The 21,844-nt window shown below is 62.3% G+C and carries 18 protein-coding genes and 1 pseudogene; 4 read left to right on the top strand and 15 right to left on the bottom strand.

Going from position 1 to position 21,844, the window contains the following annotated elements; genetic code table 11:
- Positions 1–185 precede the first annotated feature (185 nt).
- The 14 genes and pseudogenes from V6943_RS20475 to V6943_RS12820 form a co-directional block, all read right to left on the bottom strand.
- Positions 186–590, bottom strand: a complete 405-nt coding sequence (locus tag V6943_RS20475) for a CZB domain-containing protein (protein WP_445324143.1) — start codon at positions 588–590, stop codon at positions 186–188.
- A 57-nt stretch (positions 591–647) separates the two neighbouring features.
- Positions 648–926 (bottom strand): annotated as a pseudogene (locus tag V6943_RS20470) (methyl-accepting chemotaxis protein); the annotation flags it as partial.
- Between the two features lie 389 nt (positions 927–1,315).
- Positions 1,316–2,059 carry an SDR family NAD(P)-dependent oxidoreductase gene (locus tag V6943_RS12875; protein ID WP_181105074.1) on the bottom strand — a complete coding sequence of 248 codons (744 nt, stop codon included), beginning with the start codon at positions 2,057–2,059 and terminating at the stop codon, positions 1,316–1,318.
- A 110-nt stretch (positions 2,060–2,169) separates the two neighbouring features.
- Positions 2,170–3,360 (bottom strand): NnrS family protein, encoded by a 1,191-nt coding sequence (locus tag V6943_RS12870; RefSeq protein ID WP_340553841.1) that lies wholly within the window; start codon positions 3,358–3,360, stop codon positions 2,170–2,172.
- 1,065 nt (positions 3,361–4,425) lie between these two features.
- The gene (tatA, locus tag V6943_RS12865) at positions 4,426–4,608 is read right to left on the bottom strand and encodes a twin-arginine translocase TatA/TatE family subunit (protein WP_340553840.1); all 183 of its coding nucleotides are present in this window, start codon (positions 4,606–4,608) and stop codon (positions 4,426–4,428) included.
- Positions 4,609–4,634: 26 nt separating this feature from the next.
- Positions 4,635–5,186, bottom strand: a complete 552-nt coding sequence (locus tag V6943_RS12860; protein WP_340554695.1) for a nitrous oxide reductase accessory protein NosL — start codon at positions 5,184–5,186, stop codon at positions 4,635–4,637.
- A 25-nt stretch (positions 5,187–5,211) separates the two neighbouring features.
- Complete coding sequence (locus tag V6943_RS12855) at positions 5,212–6,039, bottom strand: ABC transporter permease (RefSeq protein WP_340553838.1); 828 nt, start codon at positions 6,037–6,039, stop codon at positions 5,212–5,214.
- Positions 6,036–6,962: an ABC transporter ATP-binding protein gene (locus tag V6943_RS12850; RefSeq protein WP_340553836.1), complete on the bottom strand. Its 927-nt coding sequence runs from the start codon at positions 6,960–6,962 to the stop codon at positions 6,036–6,038. Before V6943_RS12850 ends, V6943_RS12855 begins: the two co-directional genes overlap by 4 nt.
- Positions 6,959–8,215, bottom strand: coding sequence for a nitrous oxide reductase family maturation protein NosD (locus tag V6943_RS12845; protein ID WP_340554693.1), 1,257 nt, complete (start codon positions 8,213–8,215; stop codon positions 6,959–6,961). The genes V6943_RS12850 and V6943_RS12845 overlap by 4 nt, the downstream gene beginning before the upstream one ends.
- A gap of 193 nt (positions 8,216–8,408) precedes the next feature.
- Positions 8,409–10,310, bottom strand: coding sequence for a TAT-dependent nitrous-oxide reductase (nosZ, locus tag V6943_RS12840; RefSeq protein ID WP_340553834.1), 1,902 nt, complete (start codon positions 10,308–10,310; stop codon positions 8,409–8,411).
- Positions 10,311–10,368: 58 nt separating this feature from the next.
- Positions 10,369–12,471 carry a transcriptional regulator NosR gene (gene nosR, locus V6943_RS12835; protein WP_445324142.1) on the bottom strand — a complete coding sequence of 701 codons (2,103 nt, stop codon included), beginning with the start codon at positions 12,469–12,471 and terminating at the stop codon, positions 10,369–10,371.
- 474 nt (positions 12,472–12,945) lie between these two features.
- Positions 12,946–14,196 (bottom strand): acyl-CoA dehydrogenase family protein, encoded by a 1,251-nt coding sequence (locus V6943_RS12830; RefSeq protein ID WP_340553830.1) that lies wholly within the window; start codon positions 14,194–14,196, stop codon positions 12,946–12,948.
- 281 nt (positions 14,197–14,477) lie between these two features.
- A complete protein-coding gene (locus V6943_RS12825) occupies positions 14,478–14,918 on the bottom strand; it encodes a CopD family copper resistance protein (protein WP_340553828.1) in 441 nt (146 codons plus the stop codon).
- An 87-nt stretch (positions 14,919–15,005) separates the two neighbouring features.
- Positions 15,006–15,356, bottom strand: coding sequence for a hypothetical protein (locus tag V6943_RS12820; protein WP_340553826.1), 351 nt, complete (start codon positions 15,354–15,356; stop codon positions 15,006–15,008).
- 190 nt (positions 15,357–15,546) lie between these two features.
- Here V6943_RS12820 and V6943_RS12815 point away from each other — a divergent pair, with 190 nt between their 5' ends.
- A complete protein-coding gene (locus V6943_RS12815) occupies positions 15,547–15,948 on the top strand; it encodes a DUF488 domain-containing protein (RefSeq protein WP_131650879.1) in 402 nt (133 codons plus the stop codon).
- Positions 15,949–15,980: 32 nt separating this feature from the next.
- On the opposite strand, the gene V6943_RS12810 is transcribed toward V6943_RS12815, so the two are convergent.
- Positions 15,981–16,979, bottom strand: coding sequence for a TRAP transporter substrate-binding protein (locus V6943_RS12810; protein ID WP_340553825.1), 999 nt, complete (start codon positions 16,977–16,979; stop codon positions 15,981–15,983).
- Between the two features lie 351 nt (positions 16,980–17,330).
- Between V6943_RS12810 and V6943_RS12805 the strand changes: the two genes are divergently transcribed.
- From V6943_RS12805 to V6943_RS12795, 3 genes are all read left to right on the top strand, one after another.
- Complete coding sequence (locus V6943_RS12805; protein ID WP_340553824.1) at positions 17,331–18,269, top strand: NAD(P)/FAD-dependent oxidoreductase; 939 nt, start codon at positions 17,331–17,333, stop codon at positions 18,267–18,269.
- 72 nt (positions 18,270–18,341) lie between these two features.
- Entirely contained in the window at positions 18,342–19,871 is a 1,530-nt protein-coding gene (locus V6943_RS12800) for a sigma-54-dependent transcriptional regulator (protein ID WP_131650881.1), read from the top strand.
- A 534-nt stretch (positions 19,872–20,405) separates the two neighbouring features.
- Positions 20,406–21,782 carry an alanine/glycine:cation symporter family protein gene (locus V6943_RS12795; RefSeq protein WP_340553822.1) on the top strand — a complete coding sequence of 459 codons (1,377 nt, stop codon included), beginning with the start codon at positions 20,406–20,408 and terminating at the stop codon, positions 21,780–21,782.
- Positions 21,783–21,844: the final 62 nt, after the last annotated feature.

Below are 21,844 nucleotides of genomic sequence, written 5' to 3'. Positions count from 1 at the left end.
CCGACGGCGCTCGCTGCGCAAAGCTAGCTGTGTAGGCCGGTGCACTGAAACGTCGCACCGGTCAAAAGCGCGCGACATTGTCGGCGCGCCGCCAGTACATCGCCAATGAATACTATTGAATCGCGCCCGCAATATTTTTGCACCAAGCAGGCGCGCGCAGAACGTAACCGGTCCCGGCAGTCTGGCTACGACGCCTCGGTCACCGGCTGAGCGGCCTTTTCGTGTTCTCGGATCAGCGCCGCGACGATGCGCATCACCTCCAGATTGGCCTCCTCCATCCTGCTCAGGTACGTGAGCGTATCTTCCAGCGCATGCCGACCGAACGCATCGAGCGCCTGCTGCCCTTGGTGATGCACCGCCATATGGGGCCGCTCGATCTGCTGAAATTGCTCCAGCCGTTGCATGTCACGGTTGCTCTGAGCGTAATACCAGCGACCGAAGCGACACTCGCGCTCGCTGGGCAGAGCCGACGGCCTTGGATCGCCCGAGCCGAGCACATGATTGTAGACGGCGAACTTCAGCGACAGCTCATCGAGATTGGCCAGTTCGACGCCGGCACGGAACGACGAATGCTCGATGCCCTGGCGCATGGTGCCGGCCAGTTGATGCAGCTGTCGCATGGCGGCGACGGCACGTTCCGTGGTTCGGCTGAAGCCCTGGGCCAGTTCGCCCTGCAGCTGAATGTAGTCGTGCACGTGGGCGATCTCGCGCTGAACCTCGGTGATCTTGCGCACGATGTCGGCCGTGGCCAGCGCGGTCTTTTCCGCCAGTGTTCGCACCTCGCCAGCGACCACGGCGAAGCCGCGACCGGACTCCCCGGCCCGCGCCGCCTCGATGGCGGCATTGAGCGCGAGCAGGTTGGTCTGACTGGCGATGCTGCTGATGAGATCGACGATGCCATTGATCTCCTGCGAATGCTGCGCAAGGGTGTCGACCTTCTGCGAAGCCTCGTTGAGCCCGCGCTCCATGTCGACAGCCTTGCTGCGCAATTCGCCGAAGTGCTGCTGGTTGCTCAGCGCCGCGTCGGCGACCTGCTCCGCACGATCGCGGTTGTCGCCGAGCCGGCCCGTGAGGTATTCGAATGAGTCGCCCAGGTGCGCCACCGAATCGCTGAAGCGCACCAGGTTGCCGGCCACGCCACGGTAATAGTCCAGCTGGCATTTACCCGCGGCGCTCTCCGCGTTGGCCGCCGCCACTTGTTCTTCCAGCGCCGCGATACGCGCAGCCTGGTCGGTGCAGGTCCGCTGCAGAGCATCGCGTTGTTGCTGAAGGTCCCGGGCGGTCCGCTTCCATTTGAACATCGTCAGCCTCGCGATCAGTTGATGGTGTAACCGTTGTCGACGACCCAGTCTTGACCGTAAACGCCACGGGCGCCCTGGGACAGCTGGAACAGGATGACGTTGGCGACCGCCGCGGACTCGAGGAAATGTCCCGGCAGCAGGCGCTTGCTGACGCCTTCGGCAACCTGCTCCAACTGCTCGTCGGCCAGGCCCAGCGAGCCCCAGATCGCCGTCGCGGTCGGTCCCGGCGAAACCACGTTGATGCGCACGTCCAGCGGCGCGAATTCCACCGCCAGCGTGCGCGCCTGGGCGATCAGCGCGGCCTTGCTGGCGATATAGGCGGCGAGGCCGGGGAAGGTCCCGCGCGCCAGAAACGTACCGATGAAGATCACCGACGCCGGCTTGGCCAGTTCGGTGCGTAGCGCGGCCAGGGTGTTCAGCGCACCGGCGCCGTTGACGGCCCATTGCCGGTCGAAACAGGCCATGTCGAGGCTATCGCCCAGCTCGGCGATGCCGGCGTTCGGCACCAGATAATCCACCGGGCCGAGTTCCGCCGCGCGGCTCCGCAACGCGGCCAGATCGTCCGCCGATGTCACGTCGCCAGCGATCCAGTGCAAGTGCTCGGGATAGGTTTCGATCAATTGCCCGAGGCCACCGAGGCTGCGCGACATGGCCAGCACCCGCGCGCCACGCTGCAGCAGCGCCGCGCACAGCGCCAGGCCGATCCCCGAACTGGCGCCGGTGACGACTGCCAGGCGGTCCTTGAATTCACTTTTCATCATCATCTCCGATGCCGGCGTCCGCCGAGCCGCAGGCTGCCCGTCCCCGAACTGGGCAGGCAGCGGTTTCTCAGTTGAATGAATAAGCAGGCAGTGCTTGGTAAGGACGATCAGCCCGGATGGCCGTCGACCCGCGCGCTCAGCAGCATCGGCGCATAACGCCAGGCGTAGAGCGCGAAGGCCAGCGCCCAGCAGATCGCTGCCAGCCAAAGGCCCGTCACCGGCCACTGGCCGGAAAGGAACACCCGCGAGGCCGCGCCAATGTTGAACAGCACGAAGGCACCGACGATGCCACCCGGCAGCTGCAACGGACGCCCCGTGTGGCCAAGCGTGACGCGGGCGATCATCGCCAAGATCAGGCCGCTCATGGAGCCCACCGATAGCGCATGCAACGAAGGGCTGGAGCTGTTCAGCAGGCCGAAATTCCACAGCGCCAGTCCCGCCGCCGCGACCACCAGCCAGAGCATCGCCACGTGCAGCGACCAGAGCAGCGGAACGCGCCAGATGCTGCCGTCGTACCAGCGCACCAGCCGCAGCAGGTGGCCGGCGGCGATAGCGAGGAACAGCGCGCCGATCAGCAGGTGCTGTTGCAGCGCGACGCCTGCGGCATAGAGCACCGCGATCAGGCCGGTGCCAACCAGCAACGCCACATCCAGCCAGACCCAAGGTTTCACCGCCTCGGCGTGACCGAGGCCGCGCTGGGTGAAGAAGGGAATCACGCGCCCGCCAATGATCGCCATCAGCGCCGCCACCAGCCACAGCCCGGCGAGTACGCCCTGGCGTTGCAAGCCGTCGTTGCCCTGGGCGATACCGCAGAGCACCAGCACATCGGCGCCAATCATCAGCGTGAGCACCGCCACGATCGGGTAGTTGCGCTTCTGCCTGACCACCCAGAGCATGCGCGCCATCAGCCCGGTCACGCCAAGCATGAACAGCAGATCCAGCGGGATCACCAGCGCCAGCGGCAGGCCGAACAGCCAGCCCAGCCGCGCCAGCAGCCAGACGGCGGCCAGTGCCATCAGCTTGCTGCCGGACACACCGGGTTGGCCGGTCCAGGTTTGCCCGGCGGTGAGCAGGAAGCCCGCGACGACGGCCATGGCGAAACCGAACAGCATCTCGTGGCGATGCCAGGACAGCCAGCCGCCGGTTGGCTGGAAACCGGGCCAAAAGCCCGTCCAGGCGGCGACCCAGAGCGGGATTGCGAGCATCGCGAAGAGGCTGCCGGCGAGGAAAAACGGGCGAAAGGCAAGCCGCCACAGGGGCGGGATACTCAGGGCTTTTCGCCGATCGATTACTTGCACAAAGGCCTCCTGAACTTCTTCGTGTCTGCCCGGCGGGATGAAGTCTGCCGGGCAGAACCGTGATCACTCCGATATCGCGGAGTCAGGATTACTTTCTACAGGTTAGAAGGCTCCGACAGACTTGATTGCGATCATCTTTTTGCCGAGCCGCATTGGTGCCGACGGTTGGCAGGGCGCCAGGCGCGGATGCCAGGGCGTCTGGATGGGTTTTCGTGTGTGAGGGTGATGTTAGCCGTATCGCTGACTTCCAGATCATATGCTTCTCGGAGGAACGGATTGAGATCGGACGGGCAAGTGATACTGCCAGCTCGTTTAGGTTTGCGCCTTGGAGATCAGGGCGATTTACCGAGTATGCTGAAACTCCTGGTTTCGCCCTGCTGGGCGAGTCACTTTTTCTTGTTTGGCCAAGAAAAAGTAACCAAAAAGAAGGCCACCCCAACATCCGGGTTTTGCTTCGCAAAACTTCCCTCGCTCCGGCGCTGCTTCGGGGCCCGGCTTACAAGGGCCATCCATGGCCCTTTAAGCCTCTCGCGGCATCCATGCCGCTCGTCCCCTGCGCAACACCTCCACTCGGCCTCCTGAAGGGGAACAGGGTCCGAGTCGCCTGGAAGATCGTTAAGACCCGGACTTGCTTTGGCTTCGCTTTTTATACGCGGGCCAACAGACGACACCAATCGCCCCATCAGAAGGGTGAGCGGAATCGTTGCGCAGAGGGGCGAGCCGCATGGATGCGGCGAGAGCCGTAATGGGCCATGGATGGCCCTTGTACGGCGACCCTCGGAGCGACGATGGAGCGAAACGGAGCGCAGCGTAGTAACAGCCGAAGGCTGGCCCGAAGGGCGAGCGAAGCGAGTAACGAACCCGGAGCGAAGCGCAGGGCCGGATGCAGGGGCAAGCGTTTTTGGTTACTTTTTTCGCGACTGAAAAAAGTGACTCGCCCAGCAGGGCGAAACCAAGCCATCAAGCAGCTCGATAAACCCTTATGAACCCAGAACTTCCAATCAACACACCCAAACCTGCTCATTCCCAGTGCCAAGTAACGATGTCCCATGCAATACGAAGCCCTTATTTCAACTCCTGCTTAACCGCATCCCCCTGCGCTGCGCTTTCCCCATCACTCATGGATTTGCGAAAACCACTAATCGCGCCACCCACATCCGAACCAAGGCCACGCAGGCGCTTGGTGCCAAACAACATCACCACGATCAGCAACACGATCAGAAGCTGCCAAATACTGATACCCATCATTTTTCGTTACCTCGTTAGTGTCCGGTCTAGTGACCGCTGTGAGCGTTGTGGTCATCGGCCATGCCATGCTGCATGCCCGACGATTGTTGAAGCACCGACTGATCGATTTCCTCGAAGCGCAGTACCCGCCCGCCCTGTTCGGCAGCCAGCTTCTGTGCGGCGGCCTCTTCGGCGAACGTGGCCAGCACCGCACCCATTGCACCTTTGAGTTCGGTTCCGGCCACGTAATAGGCGCTGGTGGCATCGATCAGGTATTCGTCGTCAGGCTGCTCCCAGGTACTGCGGCCCATGTCGTGAACATACAGTTTGGCGTTCAGCACGCGGTTTTCCGGCTGCAGCCACCAGCCAAGCATTTCCGCCGTGGAGCAGAACTTGCGTACTCCGCCCTTCCCGACCGCCTGCCCCTTGGGGCCGGGGAAGTCGGTGATGATCATGCCGCAGACATGGCACTCATCGTCTGCATGGAAAGCGACCGGCTCCAGCACCTGCTCCACCTGCTCGGATTCATTACAGCCGGCCAACGCCAGCAGCAAGATGGCAACCAGCGCTCGAGAAGCCTGTACGTATAACGCATTCATCATTGCAGTTCCTTTAACGAAGAAATCAGGCCAGCCGACGGCGGAAGATGCCATAGGCCAGCAGCAGCGACGCCCCGGCCCAGGCCAGCAGGCACAGCCAGAGCACCGCACCGGGCACCGGCAGTTCGCTGCCCAGCGATAGCACGCCCATGGCGCCGCCGCCTTCGAAGCCCGACAGGTTGATCAGCCGGTAGATGTCGGTGGGGTTGAGCAGCAGCAGCCAGGGCAGCAACTCGGGGCTGAACTTGCCCTCGCTGAGTACCAGCAGCGCCAGCAGCACCAGATCGAACACCAGCACGAACAGGAACCAGATGCCCAGCGCCAGGCCGGCGGCGCTGGACTTCTCGCTGACCTTGCCACTGAGCACGTAAGCCATGGCGAGGAACACCCAGCCCAGCAGCGTGGAGGAAATCATGAAGCGGCCGAATGCCCAGAGCAGCAGGCCCAATTCGATGTCTTCGACCAGCAAGGCGATGGCCAGTGCGGCGCCACCGAAGCCGATCAGCACCGCCAGCGCGAGAATCAGTCCGTGACCGACGAACTTGCCGAGCAGGATCTGTCCGCGGCCCAACGGATAGGTCAGCAACAGCATCAGGGTGCCGCCTTCGTCCTCGCCGACGATGGCGTCATAGGCCAGCAGCAGCGCGATCAGCGGCATCAGGAAAGTGGCCAGGCTGGCCAGGCTGGCGATGGTCGCCGGGATCGAGGTGAAGCCCACCTGCCCCGACGCGGCGGCCCCGAGCCAGGCGATGCCCACGGCCAGTACCGCGAACAACAGGCTGATGGCCAGCAACCAGCGGTTGCGCAGGCCGTCGCTGAGTTCCTTGCGGGCGATATTCCAGACCTGATTCATATTCTGCCCTCCGTCGCCCGCACATCGCCGGCGCGCTCCATGTAGTAGCGATACAGATCCTCCAGCGACGGCTGGTGGATTTCGACGTCATCCGGCTCGCTTTCGCCCAGCAGTTCACGCAGCAGCGGCAGCTTGTGGCCGTTGATGGCGATCACCTCGACGCCATCCTCGCCATGGCGCCGCGCCGAATGGCCTGCGGTGTTCCAGTGCTCCAGCCATGCTTCGCTCTGGGCGACGCCGCTGGCGCGGATGCGCACCGGCAAGCCGGCTTCGCTGCGCAATTGCTTGAGGCTACCAACGGCCTGCAGCCGGCCCTTGGCGAGAATCGCCGCGCGGTTGATGTGTGCTTCCACGCCTGGCAGCACGTGGGAGCAGAGAATCACACTGGTGCCGCTCTGGCGCAGACGATCGACCAGCAGATACAGCTCTTGGGTGGCGATGGGGTCGAGGCCGACTGTCGGCTCATCGAGCAGCAACAGGCGCGGCTCGCCGAGTACCGCCTGGGCCAATCCGAGGCGCTGACGCATGCCCTTCGAGTAGGTCTTCACCCGGCGATCGGCGGCGTGGGCGAGGCCGACCTGTTCGAGCAGATCGTCGACCTGACTCAGCGGTGTGCTCTTCAGGCGGGCAAAGTGGCGCAGCGTCTCGCGGCCGCTGAGTTGGGGATAAAAGGTGACGTTCTCCGGCAGATAACCCAGCTGGCGGCGGACATCGCTGGTCCGTGGGTCGCGGCCGAGCACCCGGACGTGCCCCTCGCTGGCCTGCAACAGGCCGAGGACCAGCTTCATGCTGGTGGTCTTGCCGGCGCCGTTATGGCCGAACAGGCCCAGCACCTCGCCTTCGCCGAGATTCAGGTTCAACTCGTGCAACACGGTCATGTTGCCGTAACGCTGGCTCACACCCATGATTTCAACGGCATTCATGAAAGGGGTTCCTGGTCTGGCTTCAACGGTTCGCTGGTAGGCGGCTCCATCAACGGATGGCTGTCTTGCACGCCCGGCGACTTGATCACGGGAAATGCGCGCTGCACCCAGCGCAGCACTTCGATGCTGGGGCTGTTCATCAGCAGCCGCACCTGCGGGTACATCCACAGCAGGCGGTCGACGTTGTCGTTGGGCTCGTAGGCGATATCGCCCAGACCGTCGTCGTCGCGGTCCCAGCCCAGGTAATCGCTCCAGTAGTTGCCGCGTCCGTCCACCGACCATTCCTGGGTCCGCACGGCGACATACTTGACCTGTTGCTGATTGCCGACGAAAGCATTGCCGACGATGCGGTTGTCCTCCGAGCCGGCGGTCAGATGGATACCCAGCTCGCTGCGTTGGAAGTGATTGTTCTCGATGGAGTTGAACAGCGAGTTGTAGATGAACAACGCCTTGCCCTCGCCGCCGCTGATCATGCTGTCGCCACCGGTATCGCCGCGCTCGACGTCGCTGACGACGTTGTCCTTGATGGCCGAGTAGGTGATGTAGTTCATCAGGATGCCGTAGTTCTGGTCCTGTTCGGAGCGGTTGCCGATCACGGTCAGCTTGCGGCTCTGCATCAGCGCGTAGCCGGTGCGAGTGCGGCGGGTGACGTTGGCGATCACCTGGTTCTCGTGGGAGAACATGTAGTGCACGCCGTAGCGCAGGTCCTCGAACAGGTTGCGCTCGATGCGGTTGCCATTGGAATTGTCGATGTAGATACCGTCGCGGGTGTTCCAGACATGGTTGCCGATGACGCGGGAACCGCGAACGGAGAACAAATGGATACCGTTGCCCCGGTCCTGGGAGCGCAGTTCGAGGTCGCCCTCGATCCGGTTGCCGTCGATCAGCAGATTCTGGCTGCGATCAGCCCAGATACCGAACCCCGGCCCCCGCAGGCGGTTGTTACGGATCACCGCATCGGTGGCGCTGGGCTCGATGAAGATCGCCGCGTTCATGTCGGTCAGATCGCGCCCCCAATCGCGCAGCTCACAGCCTTCGATCGTCACGTGCGGCGCGCGGATAGTTAGCGCATTGGCCTTGCCCTGCGCCTCGATCACCGCGCCGGGTGCACAGTGCAACGCCAGCGGCTGATCGATGAAAAATTGCCCGCTGTATTCGCCGGCGGGCAGCGTCCAGCGGTTTTCCCCAAGCGCCTGCAAGGGCAGCGAGGTGATGGGTTGCGGTTCCGCCAGCGCGGCCCCGGCAAAAAACATGTGGACGACAAGCGCCACTGAAAACCCTAAGCGAATAGCCTGAAATCCGAGCACACCAATTACCTTCTTCAGCGTCCAGGCGGGTGATGCGACTGGCGAACCCATCAGGGTTCGCCAGCTTTGTATCGACCGTGAAGGCGGGCTCGGCGCGAAGCTGCTTCGCGCGTCGCTCGCCCTACGTTCAGGGCCTACCTCAGGCCGGCTCGACCAGCATGCGACCGACCATTTCCATGTGCAGCGCATGGCAGAACCAGCTGCAGTAGTACCAGTGCAGACCGGGCTTATCAGCCGTGAAGGTGATGGACGAGGTCTGCTGAGGGCTGATCTCCATGCTTGCGCCGTGGTTGGTCATGACGAAACCGTGGGACACGTCCTCGATCTGGTCGATGTTGGTGATGATCACCGTGACTTCGTTGCCCTGCTTCACCGTGAACTCGGTAATGCCGTACGCCGGCGCCATCGAGGTCATGTAGACGCGCACCTTGTTGCCATCACGGATGATCTTGTTTTCCGTATCCAGATTGACGCCGTCCTTCTTGGCCATTTCCACCGTCGGGGCGAACATCGGGTCGTTGCGTTCCCAGATCTTCTTGGTACGGATCTGATCGCGGCGTACCAGGATGCAGTCGTGCGGCTCTGCATAGGTCGGGCCGTCGTGCACCAGCTTCATCTCATCGCCGGAAATGTCGATCAGCTGGTCGTTCTCCGGATGCAGCGGGCCGACCGGCAGGAAGCGGTCCTTGGAGAATTTCGACAGCGCGATCAGCCACTTGCCGTCCGCTTCGCTGGTTTCGGTCAGCGAGGCGTGGATGTGGCCCGGCTGGTAGTGCACGTCAAGCTTCTGCTTGATGTAGTTGACCTTCTCGCCCTTGTAGGCGCGCACGGCTTCTTCGATGTTCCACTTGACCACCTGGCTGTCGATGAACAGCGTGGTGTAGCCGTTGCCGCGACCGTCGAAGGTGGTGTGCAGCGGGCCGAGGCCCAGCTCCGGCTCGCCGACGACCACGTCACGCGGATCGGCCAGCTTGCCGTCGAACAGCTCGGGCAGTTTATCGATGGCGATGATGGTGGCGGTCGGCGACAGCTTGCCGTTGGCAATGAAGTACTTGCCGTCCGGCGAGGTGTTCAGGCCGTGCGGGTTCTTGGGTACGGGGATGTAGCGGGTCAGTTTGGACCCGTCGCGACCATTGACCACCGGCACCTTGGAGTCGCCGAGGGTGATGAAGTCACCGGCCTTGATCGCCGCCTCAATGGCGGGAATGTCGAACACCACGACCCAGTCACGCTCGTTGCGCATCATGCCGCCCAGGTCGAAGGCCTTTTCCGAGTTGTAGCAGGTGGAAGCGGCGAAACGCCCGGTGTAATCAGCATCGGTGTTATCCAGGTTGCCATCGACGATGACCTGGAAAGCCATTTCCATCTTCTCGGCATCGATGACGTTGAACATGGTGTAGGCATTTTCGCCGCTGATATCGAATGTGCTGCCGTCGTTGGGATGCGGAATCACAAACTCGGCGTTGGCGAACACGTACTTGGTGTGCGGCACTTTCTGCAGGCGCAGCCCGTGAATCGCCTGGACGTTCGGCACGGTGAGGATCTTGTCGCACTTCATGACATCGAGGCGGATACGCGCCACGCGGCTGTTGGCCTTGTCATTGATGAACAGGTATTTACCGTCGTACTTGCCGTCGGTCATGGAGATGTGCGGGTGGTGGCAGTCACCGTTGAGGTACTTGGCGCTGTCTCCCAGGATGTGCTTGCTTTCGTTGGTCAGGCCCCAGCCGGTGGCCGAATCGACGTTGAATACCGGAATACGCATCAGCTCGCGCATCGACGGCACGCCCATCACGCGCACCTCGCCCTGGTGGCCGCCGCTCCAGAAGCCGTAGTACTCATCCAGCTCGCCCGGCCCCACGTGGATCTTCGACCGCGCGTCCTTCGCCGCAGCCGCGAAAGATTCGCGCGTCATCACTGCGCCGCCGAACGCCGTGGCGGCAACCGCCGCGCCGGTCACGGCTGTCGCACCCAGGAAGCCGCGGCGGCTCAGACCGCTTTTTTCCAGCACCTCGGTGTTGCCTTTTGCCTTGTCGCTCATGGTCTGCTCCTTTCTGGATGTAATTCCAACAGTCAAGTGAAGGGTTGTTGTGTCTGGTTCAGGGTTCCACGACTTGCACGGGGATCAGCTGCGGCCCGGCCGGCGCTTTCTTGTCGCGCTTGGAGCGCTTGTTCTTGGCGATCAGCGGCGGACACTTGTCGTCATTGAAGTAGGTCATCTGGCAATCCAGGCAGTAGTGGCATTCGTTGTGGTTGATATGCCCATCCGGATGGATCGCCTGCACTTCGCACTCGTTGGCGCAGAGCTGGCACGGGTTGCCGCACTCCTTGCGCCGCTTGAGCCAGTCGAACAGGCGGAAGCGCCCGGTGATCGCCAGCCCCGCGCCCAGCGGACAGACGTAGCGGCAGAAGACCTTGCGGGTGAAAATGTTGATCACCAGCAGGAACACGGCGTAGGCGACGAACCACCACTGACGATCGAATCTGAGCGTGATGGCGGTCTTGAATGGCTCCACCTCGGCGGCCTTCTCGGCCATCGTCATGGACTCCAGCGAGATGCCGAACAGCACCAGCAGCACGATGTACTTGATCGCCCAGAGCCGCTCGTGAACGGTGAAGGGCACGTCGTACTGCGGAATCTTCAGCTTGCGCGCGGCCTCGTTGATCAGCTCCTGCAGCGCGCCGAAGGGGCACAGCCAGCCGCAGAACACGCCGCGTCCCCAGAGCAGCAAACTTGCGGCGGTGAACGTCCAGAGGATGAAGATCACCGGATCGGTCAGGAACAGCTCCCAGCGGAAGTCCTGCACCAGCGCGTGGACGAAAGTCAGCACGTTGACCACCGACAGTTGCCCCAGGGCATACCAGCCGATGAACACCACGGTGAAGATCAGATAGCCATGGCGCAGGATGCGTAGGAAGCGCGGACGCCGGGCGAAGGTGTCCTGCATGAACATGATGACCGTCAGCAGCGCCAGCGCGACCAGGATCACGCCGATCTGGAAACTCTTCTGGTACCAGATGTTGACCCACATCGGCCGGTTGGCTTCCTCGATGGCGGCCAGCTCCTCGGCGGTCGGCTGCGGGCGCTCGATGTAGTCTTCGGGAATCTGATAGGGCAGCTCGAAACTGGTGAAGATGCCGTCCACCGGACCGGTCTGGCGACGCACCAGCAACTCGAGCGTCCACGGCGTGCCCGGATCGAACCCGACGTGCTCGCGGAGGATGAAGATTGCCATTTCCTTGAAGTCCGGAATGCCTTCAGCGAACACGTCGTTGAGCCGCTGATAATCCATATCGCGGAAGCTGAGGATGTTGCCGAACTGGCGCACCTGCACCCGATCGAAGATGCCGCCGCGCACGTAACCCGAGCCCTTGAACGAGTATTCGCCGCTGCCCAGCACGGCGATGGCATGTTCGCCCGGCTTGAGGTCTTCCATCAGAAAGCGGTACTGATTGTCGCCCAGCAGGTTGCGGCCGATGGTCGGCGGATTCAGGTGGGCGGCGTAGAGGTCGATGAAGGTATCGTCGACTTCCTCGGCGGGCGCCTCGTCGATGCCTTCGGCCTTGGTGCCTTTGAACGCCTGATTGATATCGCCATTGGTCAGATGCAACCGGCGGATCGCGCCGTTGCCGGCCAGCTCCGCCCAGGTGGCGGGCTGGTAAACGTCTTCGCGGACGGTGGCCGGCTTCTGCCGGGCGTCGAGGTTGCTCTTGACCAGACCGAGAGACGCCGCCACTTCATGGGCCGAGCGCATGACGATTTCGTTGACCACCATCACCGTCACGGTCGCGCCCGTCACGGCATCGACGGTCACCGCGCTCTTGTCGCTGGAACGCCCCACCACCACACGCTGATCGGCCTTGATGCCGGCGTATTTCGCGGTGAAATCGTGCAGCTTCTGCTCGGGAATGCCGATTAGCAGGATGGGCTCGTGATGCTCCAGCACATAGGCGTCGACGATGGCGCCCCGCGGATCGAGCAGCACCTGCATGTTGAGCGGCTTGCCGGAATAGGCCGGAATGTCGGTAACCTTGACGCTCTGAAAGGCATAACCGTAGACGGTGCCCGCGCCGTCGGTGAGGGTGCGTACCTGGTAGTCGCCTTCGGGCTCGGAAATCTGGGTTACCTTCGGGAAAAACAGCTCGATGCGCTGTTGCTCGGCTTCATACTCTTTGGCTTGCAGCGTGAAGCTGCAGACCATGAGGAACACTGCGATCAGCAGGTACGCCCCCCAATTGCCGGCGATAACGGACGTACTGCGTTGGGGTTTCATGAGCGCTACCGCTTCCAATAAGGAATGTAGGAAGCATGGTAGTGACGCTGCCCTGACCTACCCTTGACCGCGATCAACCTTACCGTTGACGACTGATTTCATTGAGCCATGTCAACGAAGCGTCCAGTGCCTCTATTACTCCAAAACCTAAGCGATTGGTCCCGCGTCCATGACGTGCAGGCTCCGGCAGATACCGTGCCCCACGACACGGCATCCCCCTCCCTTGCATTACGCACTCTAGAACCTCCGAGGGGTTGCATCGAAAGGGCCAAACGGAACCGCTCAACGCCGGACAGACGGCGTGAGATAGCGATTATTCGCGAGCAAGCTCGCTCCTACGGGTAATGCGCGGTCTGCACGCTTGTAGGAGCCAGCTTGCTGGCGAAGCGCCGATGGCAAAACTCAGCGTCGACCAGGCGGCGTGAGATAGGCGGCGGTGGCGCCACGGGTGGCTTCGCTGGCCTTGATCTCCATCTTCGCGATGCTGCGCAAGTGCACCTGATCCGGGCCGTCGGCGATGCGCAGCGCGCGGCCACCGGTCCACATGTCCGCCAGCGGGGTATCCGGGGTCAGGCCCATGGCGCCGTAGACCTGGATGGCGCGGTCGACGACGCGGGTGTGCATGCGCGGCACCAACGCCTTGATCATGGAGATTTCCTTGCGTGCGGCCTTGGCGCCCACTTCGTCGATCATCCAGGCGGTCTTCAGCACCAGCAGCCGCGCCTGTTCGATCTCGATGCGCGACTCGGCGATCCAGTCGGCAACGTTGGAATACTGCTGCAGATATTTGCCGAAGGCCTTGCGCTCCTGGGCGCGCTCGACCATCAGTTCCAGCGCCAGCTCGGCCATGCCGATCGAACGCATGCAATGGTGAATACGCCCCGGCCCGAGGCGCGCCTGGGCCATCATGAAGCCGTCGCCCTCCTTGCCCAGCAAGTTGCGCGCCGGCACTCGCAGGTTTTTCAACAGCAGTTCGCTGTGGCCCTCGGGGGCGATGTGATTCATCACCGGAATGTTGCGCACCAGCTCGACGCCGGGCGTGTCGAACGGCACCAGGATCATGCTTTGCTGGTGATGGGTTTCGGCGTCGGGATCGGTCTTGCCCATCACGATCAACAGCTTGCAGTTGGGATGCGAAGCGTTGGTGATGAACCACTTGCGGCCATTGATGACGTAGTCGTCGCCATCGCGGCGGATCAGCGTCTGGATGTTGGTAGCATCCGACGAGGGCACGTCCGGCTCGGTCATGGCGAACGCCGAACGAATCTCGCCTTCGAGCAACGGCTTGAGCCAACACTCGCGCTGCTCTGGCGTGGCGAACAGGTGCAGCAGCTCCATGTTGCCGGTGTCCGGCGCATTGCAGTTGAACACCTCGGAGGCCCAGTGCACGCGGCCCATGATTTCCGCCAGCGGCGCGTATTCGAGATTACTCAGGCCCATGCCCGGCTCATCCTCACGCAACGAGGGCAGGAACAGGTTCCATAGCCCTTCCGAGCGTGCCAGCGCCTTGAGGTCTTTCATGAAAGACACCGGATACTGGCCGGCCGCGACCTCCTCATGCCAGGCACCGATACGCGGCACGATGTATTGCTCCATGAAGGCGCGCAGCTGCTGGCGCAGCGCCTCCGCGCGCGGGCTGTAGGCGAAGTTCATAGGGTACCTCTGCTGATCGTCGATGCACTCAACCTTAGACCCGTCAGCCGTGAAGGCAACGAAGGTGCAACCGCTGAATCTGGCGCAATCAGCGGCACGCGAAGCCTTTGCGCCGTTGATCAGCGTCATCCTTCGTCCACTAAGAACCTGCTAAGGCCTGCCTCGACATCGGCGTTCGCGGTAAACGACGGAAGCGCCTTCGGCGATTCCATCCTACAAGCCGCGATCTGTAGGGTGGGCTTCAGCCCACCGTAACCATGAAGACGTAACCCAATGACTCCCTACCAATGCAGATAAAACATCGCCTTGGCCAGCAGCACGATGCCGATCATCTGCAGGAAGATCGCCCAGTGAATGCGCCGGTAACGCGCCGGCGTCATGCGGCCGCTGCGCAGCAGCATGGCGACCATGCCGAAGGTGAAGAACACGCCGATCGCCAACAGGATTTTCAACGAGAGCAAGGTCCCGAAGCTGCTCGCAAACGGATTGGCCAGTGCATGACGGTGATGCCAGGCCAGACCGATGCCGGCGCCATAGACGAACAGCACGACCCAGTGCAGCACCACTCTCAGGCGCGCACCGACGGCCTTATCAACGCTCTGCATCAGATTCGGCTCGGTCTGCTGGCGAACCTGATGAAGCACCAGCACCTCAACGAATAGCGCGCCGATGAAGAAAATGGCCGCCAGCAGGTGAATCACATGCAACAGGGAATAGCTCATCGCGGCTCCGTCGGTTCCTGCCGGCCAGTTTAGGATCTGTCTCCGCTTCGCTGTAGTCGCTACGGCATCGAAGATGGCCGCCCGTACTCAGCGATTCAGCGCCGTCAGCTTGGCGCCATCACGCTCGACTTGCTGCCCGGCAACGAAGCCGTTCGCCGAGCTCCGCACCTGGGACTGGCTGCCATCTTCGGCCTCGATTATGTAGAGCGTCTGATCGAGACCGGCCGCCTGCTGCGCCCCTTGACCGACGAGATAACCCAGCCCGCCGCCAATCAATGCGCCGATCGGTCCGGCTGCCGCGCCCAGCATGAAACCACTGAGCCCTCCAAACCCGCCGCCCACGACTCGATCCTGGCGAGCCTCCACGACCTCATCGGCACCCGCCAGCGTACTGGTCAGTAACATTGCACCGGCAACCAAAGCGACTAGATTCTTCATGTGATGCTCCTTATACGCGTTATGTTTCCCTTACTCTTAGTCACGAAGCGTGCCGCTTTTTAATCTTTATTAATCAATAAGATGCAATATAACGGGTTATATAAACCTTGCCTTTAAGGGTATTTACTACCTGTATATAAGTATTTTTAACCATAATCCGATTTAGTTCCGAAACCTTAGGAGGCAGGCGATGATTCTCTGCAAACGCGCCTATGAGGCCTGCGAAACCCGCGATGGATACCGCGTTTTGGTCGACCGCCTCTGGCCACGAAACCTGCGCAAGGAAGACCTGGCGCTGGACAACTGGCTGCGGGAACTGGCGCCCTCGGCGGCGCTGCGCCAAGCGTTCAAGCATGATGGGTTGGGCTTCGATGCCTTTCATGAGCGTTATCGCCAAGAGCTGGCCGCCCACCCAGAGCACTGGTGGCCGTTGCTGGACATCGCCATGAAGGGCCCGCTGACGCTGCTTTACGCCGCTCGCGACGAGCAGCAGAACAATGCGCGGGTGTTGGCAGAATGGCTGGAGGAAGAGTTGGAGCGCCGCGGTGCGCCGAGCTCGCCGACGTGCTATGCCGGCGAGCGGATGTCGTGAGGTCCGTCGCGACGGCGACGGACGGAACAGCCTTAGTGTTTGCGATTCACCGTCAGCGCCGCACGGATGACGTCGGCGCCAATCTCCGCTTCATAGGACTGCCACACCGGCATCATCTTCTCGCGCCAGGCCTGGCGCTGCTCGGGCGTGAGGGTAATCAGCTTGCTGCTGCCGCTCGCGAGGATCCGATCACGGTCGCGCTGGTTGAGCGCCGCCGCTTCGCGATTCACCGCCTGGGTCACTTCGAGGATGATGCCTTCGAGCTCTGAGCGCACCGCGAATGGCATGCTCATCCAGAACTTAGAACTGGTCACCAGCATGTAATTGAGCACACCGTGATTGCTCTCGGTGATGAACGGTTGAACCTTGTGCATGTTCTGGCTGGCGATGTTGGACCAGGGGTTTTCCGCGCCCTGCACCACACCGCTTTGCAGCGACTTGTATACCTCGGCGAAGGGCAGTACTACCGGCTTGGCCCCAACCGCGTTGAACTGCGCTTCCAGCACCGCCGATGGCTGTATGCGGAAGGCGAGCCCGCTGGCATCTTCGGGCAGGCGCAGGGCCTGGGTGGAGGAAAACTGCTTCAAGCCGTTGTTCCAGTACGCCAGGCCATAGATGCCGGAGCCGGCCATCGAGCGCAACAATTCACGGCTCATCTCGCGCTGCTGGAACCGCTGAACCGCCGCCTGATCGTCGAACAGGAACGGCAGATCGAATACCTGCAGCTTCTTCGTGTACTGGCCGAATTTGGACAGCGAAGGCGCAAGGATCTGAACTTCGTTGTTCAGCAGCGCCTGCATTTCGTCGGCATCGCCGACCAGCGTCGAGTTCGGATACACCTCGACCTTCACCTTGCCAGCCAGGCGCTCGTGGGCCAGCTTCTGGAACAGCAACGCCCCCTTGCCCTTGGGCGTGTCATCGGCCACCACGTGAGCGAACTTGATGACGAAGGGTTCCCCTTCAGCCGCTGTGGCCGGGGCACTCAACCAATACAGGGCTACGACCAGCGCAGCGACACAAGACTTGAACATTTGTCCCCCAAATAGGAAAAGCTCGACCTCGGCGCCTCGTAAGCACCGTTCGAGTGGTTTTATCGATCGTGGTCGGACCCAACACGCGCGGTCGGTCCATTTCAACGTGAATGGCCCGCTCATCACGGCAACGGAGCGCCGGCGGCTGGCCTTTATTGGAATGAGGATCGTGAAACACCGATGCTAGAGCGGTATTTCACGAAAGGTGGGAGTTTTCGGCATAGGCGCACATGACACAAGCGCAGGAAGTCCAACCAGCTCTCAAAACGGCATATTGCATTTATCGGACTGACCGAACTTTCACACCGCCAAGCACTTCTACTGGCCAACATAAAGCCAACGGCCAATGCCATGAACCAACGCTCGCCGAACCCGCAACCCACGATTGTCGACTGCCTGATCATTGGTGGCGGCCCGGGTGGACTGACCGCAGCGCTTTACCTGGCGCGCTTCCGGCGCAGCTGCCTGGTAGTCGATGCCGGTTCCAGCCGCGCCTCGTGGATCCCGCGATCGCACAACTACCCAGGCTTTCCACCGGGCATCAACGGCAATGATCTGCTGGTAAGGTTGCGCGAGCAGGCCAGCGGTTACGGTGCCAGGCTCGAACACGGCCGGGTCGAGCTCATCGAGCCGCATGCGGAGGGCTTCAGCGTGCGCTATGGCGATCAAAGTTGCGTGGCCCGGCGCATCATTCTTGCCACGGGCATCGAGGACACGCTGCCGGATATGCCCGACGTCGAGCAGGCCATCGCCGAAGGCAAAGTGCGGCTATGCGCCATCTGCGACGGCTACGAGGTAAAGGGGGACAACGTCGCGGTCTATGGTGAAGCAGAGTGCGCCATCGGCCACGCGGTGTTCCTGCGCACCTTCAGCGATCGCGTCACCGTCGTGGTGCATGGCGAGCAGGATGCCTGCGATCAGGCCATCGCCCTGGCCGAGCATTACGACATCCGCCTGATCAGCGATCGCGTCGAGGCCCTGCGCCCTTGCGAGACCGGCATCGAGCTGATCACCTGCAACGGTGACGTCCACCATTTCGACATCATCTACCCCAGCCTTGGCGCGCGTTTTCGTTCTGATCTCGCCCTGCAATTGGGCGTGGATTGCGACGAGTGCGGCGGCGTGCGGGTCGACGATCATCTGCAAACCTCGATGCGCGGACTCTATGCCATCGGCGATGTGACCATGGGCCTGAAACAGATGAGCGTCGCCATCGGCCAGGCCGCCCAGGCAGCCACCGCGGTGCACAACAGCCTGGAAGCCAAACCCTGGGGCGGACCGAGCCGATAACGGCGCCGCGCCGGCGATGCCTTCAGCTCGGCAAGCAGGCATACTTCGGGCCTCGACCGAGGCCCGAACAGCATGCGCATCCACGTTACCTTCATCGACCGCATCGGCATCACCCAAGAGGTGCTCGCCCTACTGGTGGCGCGCAACCTGAACCTCGACGCCGTGGAGATGGTGCCGCCCAACGTCTATATAGACGCGCCGGCGATCGATGCGCACGTGCTCGACGAGCTGCGCCAGGCGCTGCGCGGCGTACGGGGCGTGCAGGACATCCAGGTGGTTGGCATGCTGCCCGGTCAGCAGCGCCGCCTGCAGCTCGACGCGCTGCTGCACGCCATGCCGGACCCGCTGATGGCGGTCGATGGCGACGGCAAGATCCTCATGGCCAACCCGGCGCTGATCAGCCTGGTCGGGCTCGACCCCGAAGGCCAATTCGTCGGCGAGCTGTTCGAAGCCCCAGAGCTGCAGGCCGCGATGCTCGAGCAGGGCTTTCGTCTGCCGATGCGCGAAATCATCTTCAATGGCCAATCCCTGCTGATCGACGTGATGCCGATCGCCGAAACACTCATGGCAGACGGCACTCAGCCGGCGGCCGGCGCCCTGCTCACGCTCTACGCACCCAGCCGTCTCGGGGAACGCCTGGCCGCGCTGCACCCGCACCATGCGGAAAGCTTCGATGCGCTGCTCGGCGACTCGCCAGCGATCCGCACAATCAAGGCCCGCGGCAAGCGCGTCGCGGCACTCGATGCGCCCTTGCTGATCCAGGGCGAAACCGGTACCGGCAAGGAATTGATCGCCCGCGCCTGCCACGCCGCCAGCCCACGCAGCAACGCGCCCTTTCTCACGCTCAGCTGCGCGGCCGTGGCGGAGAACCAGGCCGACGGCGAACTGTTCGGCTATGCGCCAGGCGCCGCGAACGCGGCTCAGCGCAGCGGCAAGCCCGGCCTATTGGAGCTGGCCAATGGCGGCACGGTTTTTCTCGACGAGATCGCCGAGATGTCGCCTTACCTGCAGGCCAAGCTGATGCACTTTCTCAGCGAGGGCAGCTTCCGGCGTATCGGCGGTGAACGCGAAATTCGCGTCGATGTGCGCATCCTCAGCGCCACTCACCGCGACCTGGAACAGCTGGTTGGTGAGGAAACGTTCCGCGAGGATCTCTTCTACCGGCTCAACGTCCTCAACCTGAACGTCCCACCGTTGCGCGAGCGCGGCGAAGACATCCTGTTGCTGGCCCGGCACTTCCTGCTGCAGGCCTGCACTCAGATCCAGCGCCCGCCATGCAGGCTTGCGCCCTCGACTTACCCGGTGTTGCTCGGCAACCCCTGGCCCGGCAACGTGCGACAGTTGCAGAACATCATTTTCCGCGCCGCGGCGATGTCCGACAGCGGCATGATCGGCCTCGACGACCTGGATATCGCCCGCACCAAGCTGGCCTGCCAGGACGATGAAATCTCCAGCCTCAGCGAAGCCATGGACGCCTTCGAACGCTCGATCCTGGAAAAGCTCTACACGAGCTATCCCTCTACCCGGCTGCTGGCGGCGCGGCTGAAAAGCTCGCACAGCGCCATCGCCATGCGCCTGCGCAAGTACGGTATCGGCGGCTAGGATTTGCAAGCACACCACTCTCCGTAGGGTGCGCTCCGCGCACCGCAAAGTAGTGCGCTCGCTTGCCCCTAGATCCTTCCCTCAGTCCCGATCGGTGCGCGGAGCGCACTCTACAAGCGCTGGCCTTTCGAGCCCAGACATCAAGCTGAGCTGCCGTTAACGTAACCTTTGGGAACAGCGCTTTCGCTCGGCCTGTGCACATTCGCCTCAGCGATCATCACCCACCTGTACTTCTATCGATACGCCGTACCTAAACCAATACAGGCGGCTTTTCTCAACCAATCTCGCGCTACGCGATACAGCTGTATCGAATGTAATACAAAGAGCATCAACGCTCAGTTTCTACTTATTTTTAACTTACTGATTTACAACGAATTCCATAAAAGCTGGCATCCCGCTTGCGTCGTTGTCACACACGGAGTCCGAATGGCCTGGTCGTTTCGCTAAAGAACATAGCTCAGGCCAGTCAGAAATCCGGACAAGTGCCTCGCCGCACCCCGACACGCCGTAACCACAAGAACAAACGGAGTCGACATGCAATTCCTCAATGATCTGGTCAATAAAATCAACGCGCTGGTATGGGGTCCACCGACTCTGGTGCTGGTCTTAGGCACCGGGCTGTTCCTGATGATCAGCCTCAAGTTCATGCCTTGGCGCACCATCCCACGCGGCTTCCGCCTGTTGTGGCAGGGACGTAAGAACGAACCCGGCGCCGAAGGTGAAATCAGCCCGTTCCAAGCGCTGATGACCTGCCTGGCCGCTACCGTGGGGACCGGCAATATCGCTGGCGTGGCCACTGCCATCTTCCTCGGCGGGCCGGGTGCGCTGTTCTGGATGTGGTGTACCGCGCTGGTGGGCATGGCGACCAAATACTGCGAAGTTGTGCTGGCGGTGCACTACCGCGAGAAGGACGACCGCGGCGAGCACGTTGGCGGCCCGATGTACGCCATCAAGAACGGCCTGGGCAAGAAGTGGCTGTGGCTCGGGGGCGCCTTCGCCATCTTCGGCGGCCTGGCCGGTTTCGGCATTGGCAACATGGTGCAGGTCAACAGCATGGCCCATGCCATGGAGACGACCTTCGGCGTACCGATGTGGCTCACTGGCGTGGTCTCGATGGCCATCGTCGGCCTGGTGATCCTTGGCGGCATCAAGCGCATCGGCAAAGTCGCCGCGGCGCTGGTGCCCTTCATGTGCGTGGCGTACATCATCGCCGCCCTGGTGGTACTGGTGGTCAACGTCGACGCCATCCCCGGTGCGTTCGCGCTGATCTTCGAATCCGCTTTCAACCCGGTGGCGGCCACGGGTGGCTTTGCCGGCGCGGCGGTGATCGCGGCGATTCGCTTCGGCGTGGCACGCGGTATCTTTTCCAACGAAGCAGGCCTCGGCACCGCCGGTATCGCCCAGGCCGCAGGCACCAGCAAATGCCCGGTTCGCTCCGGCCTGATCGGCATGCTGGGCACGTTCATCGACACCATCATCATCTGCACGATGACCGGCCTGGCGATCATCTGCTCCGGCGTCTGGACCAGCGGCGAGAGCGGCGCGGCATTGTCGGCGGCGGCCTTCGAATCAGCGATGCCCGGTTTCGGCGGCGCCATCTTGACCATCGCGTTGGTGGTCTTTGCCTTTACCACCATTCTCGGCTGGAGCTACTTCGGCGAGAAATGCTGGGAGTTCCTAGTGGGCACCAAGGCCGTCTGGCCGTTCCGGGTGGTCTGGGTGCTGGCAGTGCCCTTCGGCGCGGTGGCCCAGCTGGACTTCGCCTGGCTGGTCGCCGACACCCTCAATGGACTGATGGCGATCCCGAACCTGATCTCGCTGCTGCTGCTGAGCCCCGTGGTGGTCAAGCTGACCAACACCTACTTTGCCGAACGCAAAGCCCAGGAAACACTCGCCAGCGTTCCTCGCTGATCGGCTGTCTAAGCTAATGGCAGGCCCCAAGGGTCTGCCATTTTTCTTCAGCGAGCGTCGTC

The sequence above is a fragment of the Pseudomonas sp. CBC3 genome (genome assembly GCF_037967085.1).
Taxonomy (GTDB): Bacteria; Pseudomonadota; Gammaproteobacteria; order Pseudomonadales; family Pseudomonadaceae; genus Stutzerimonas.
This window is presented reverse-complemented; position numbering and strand designations above follow the sequence as displayed.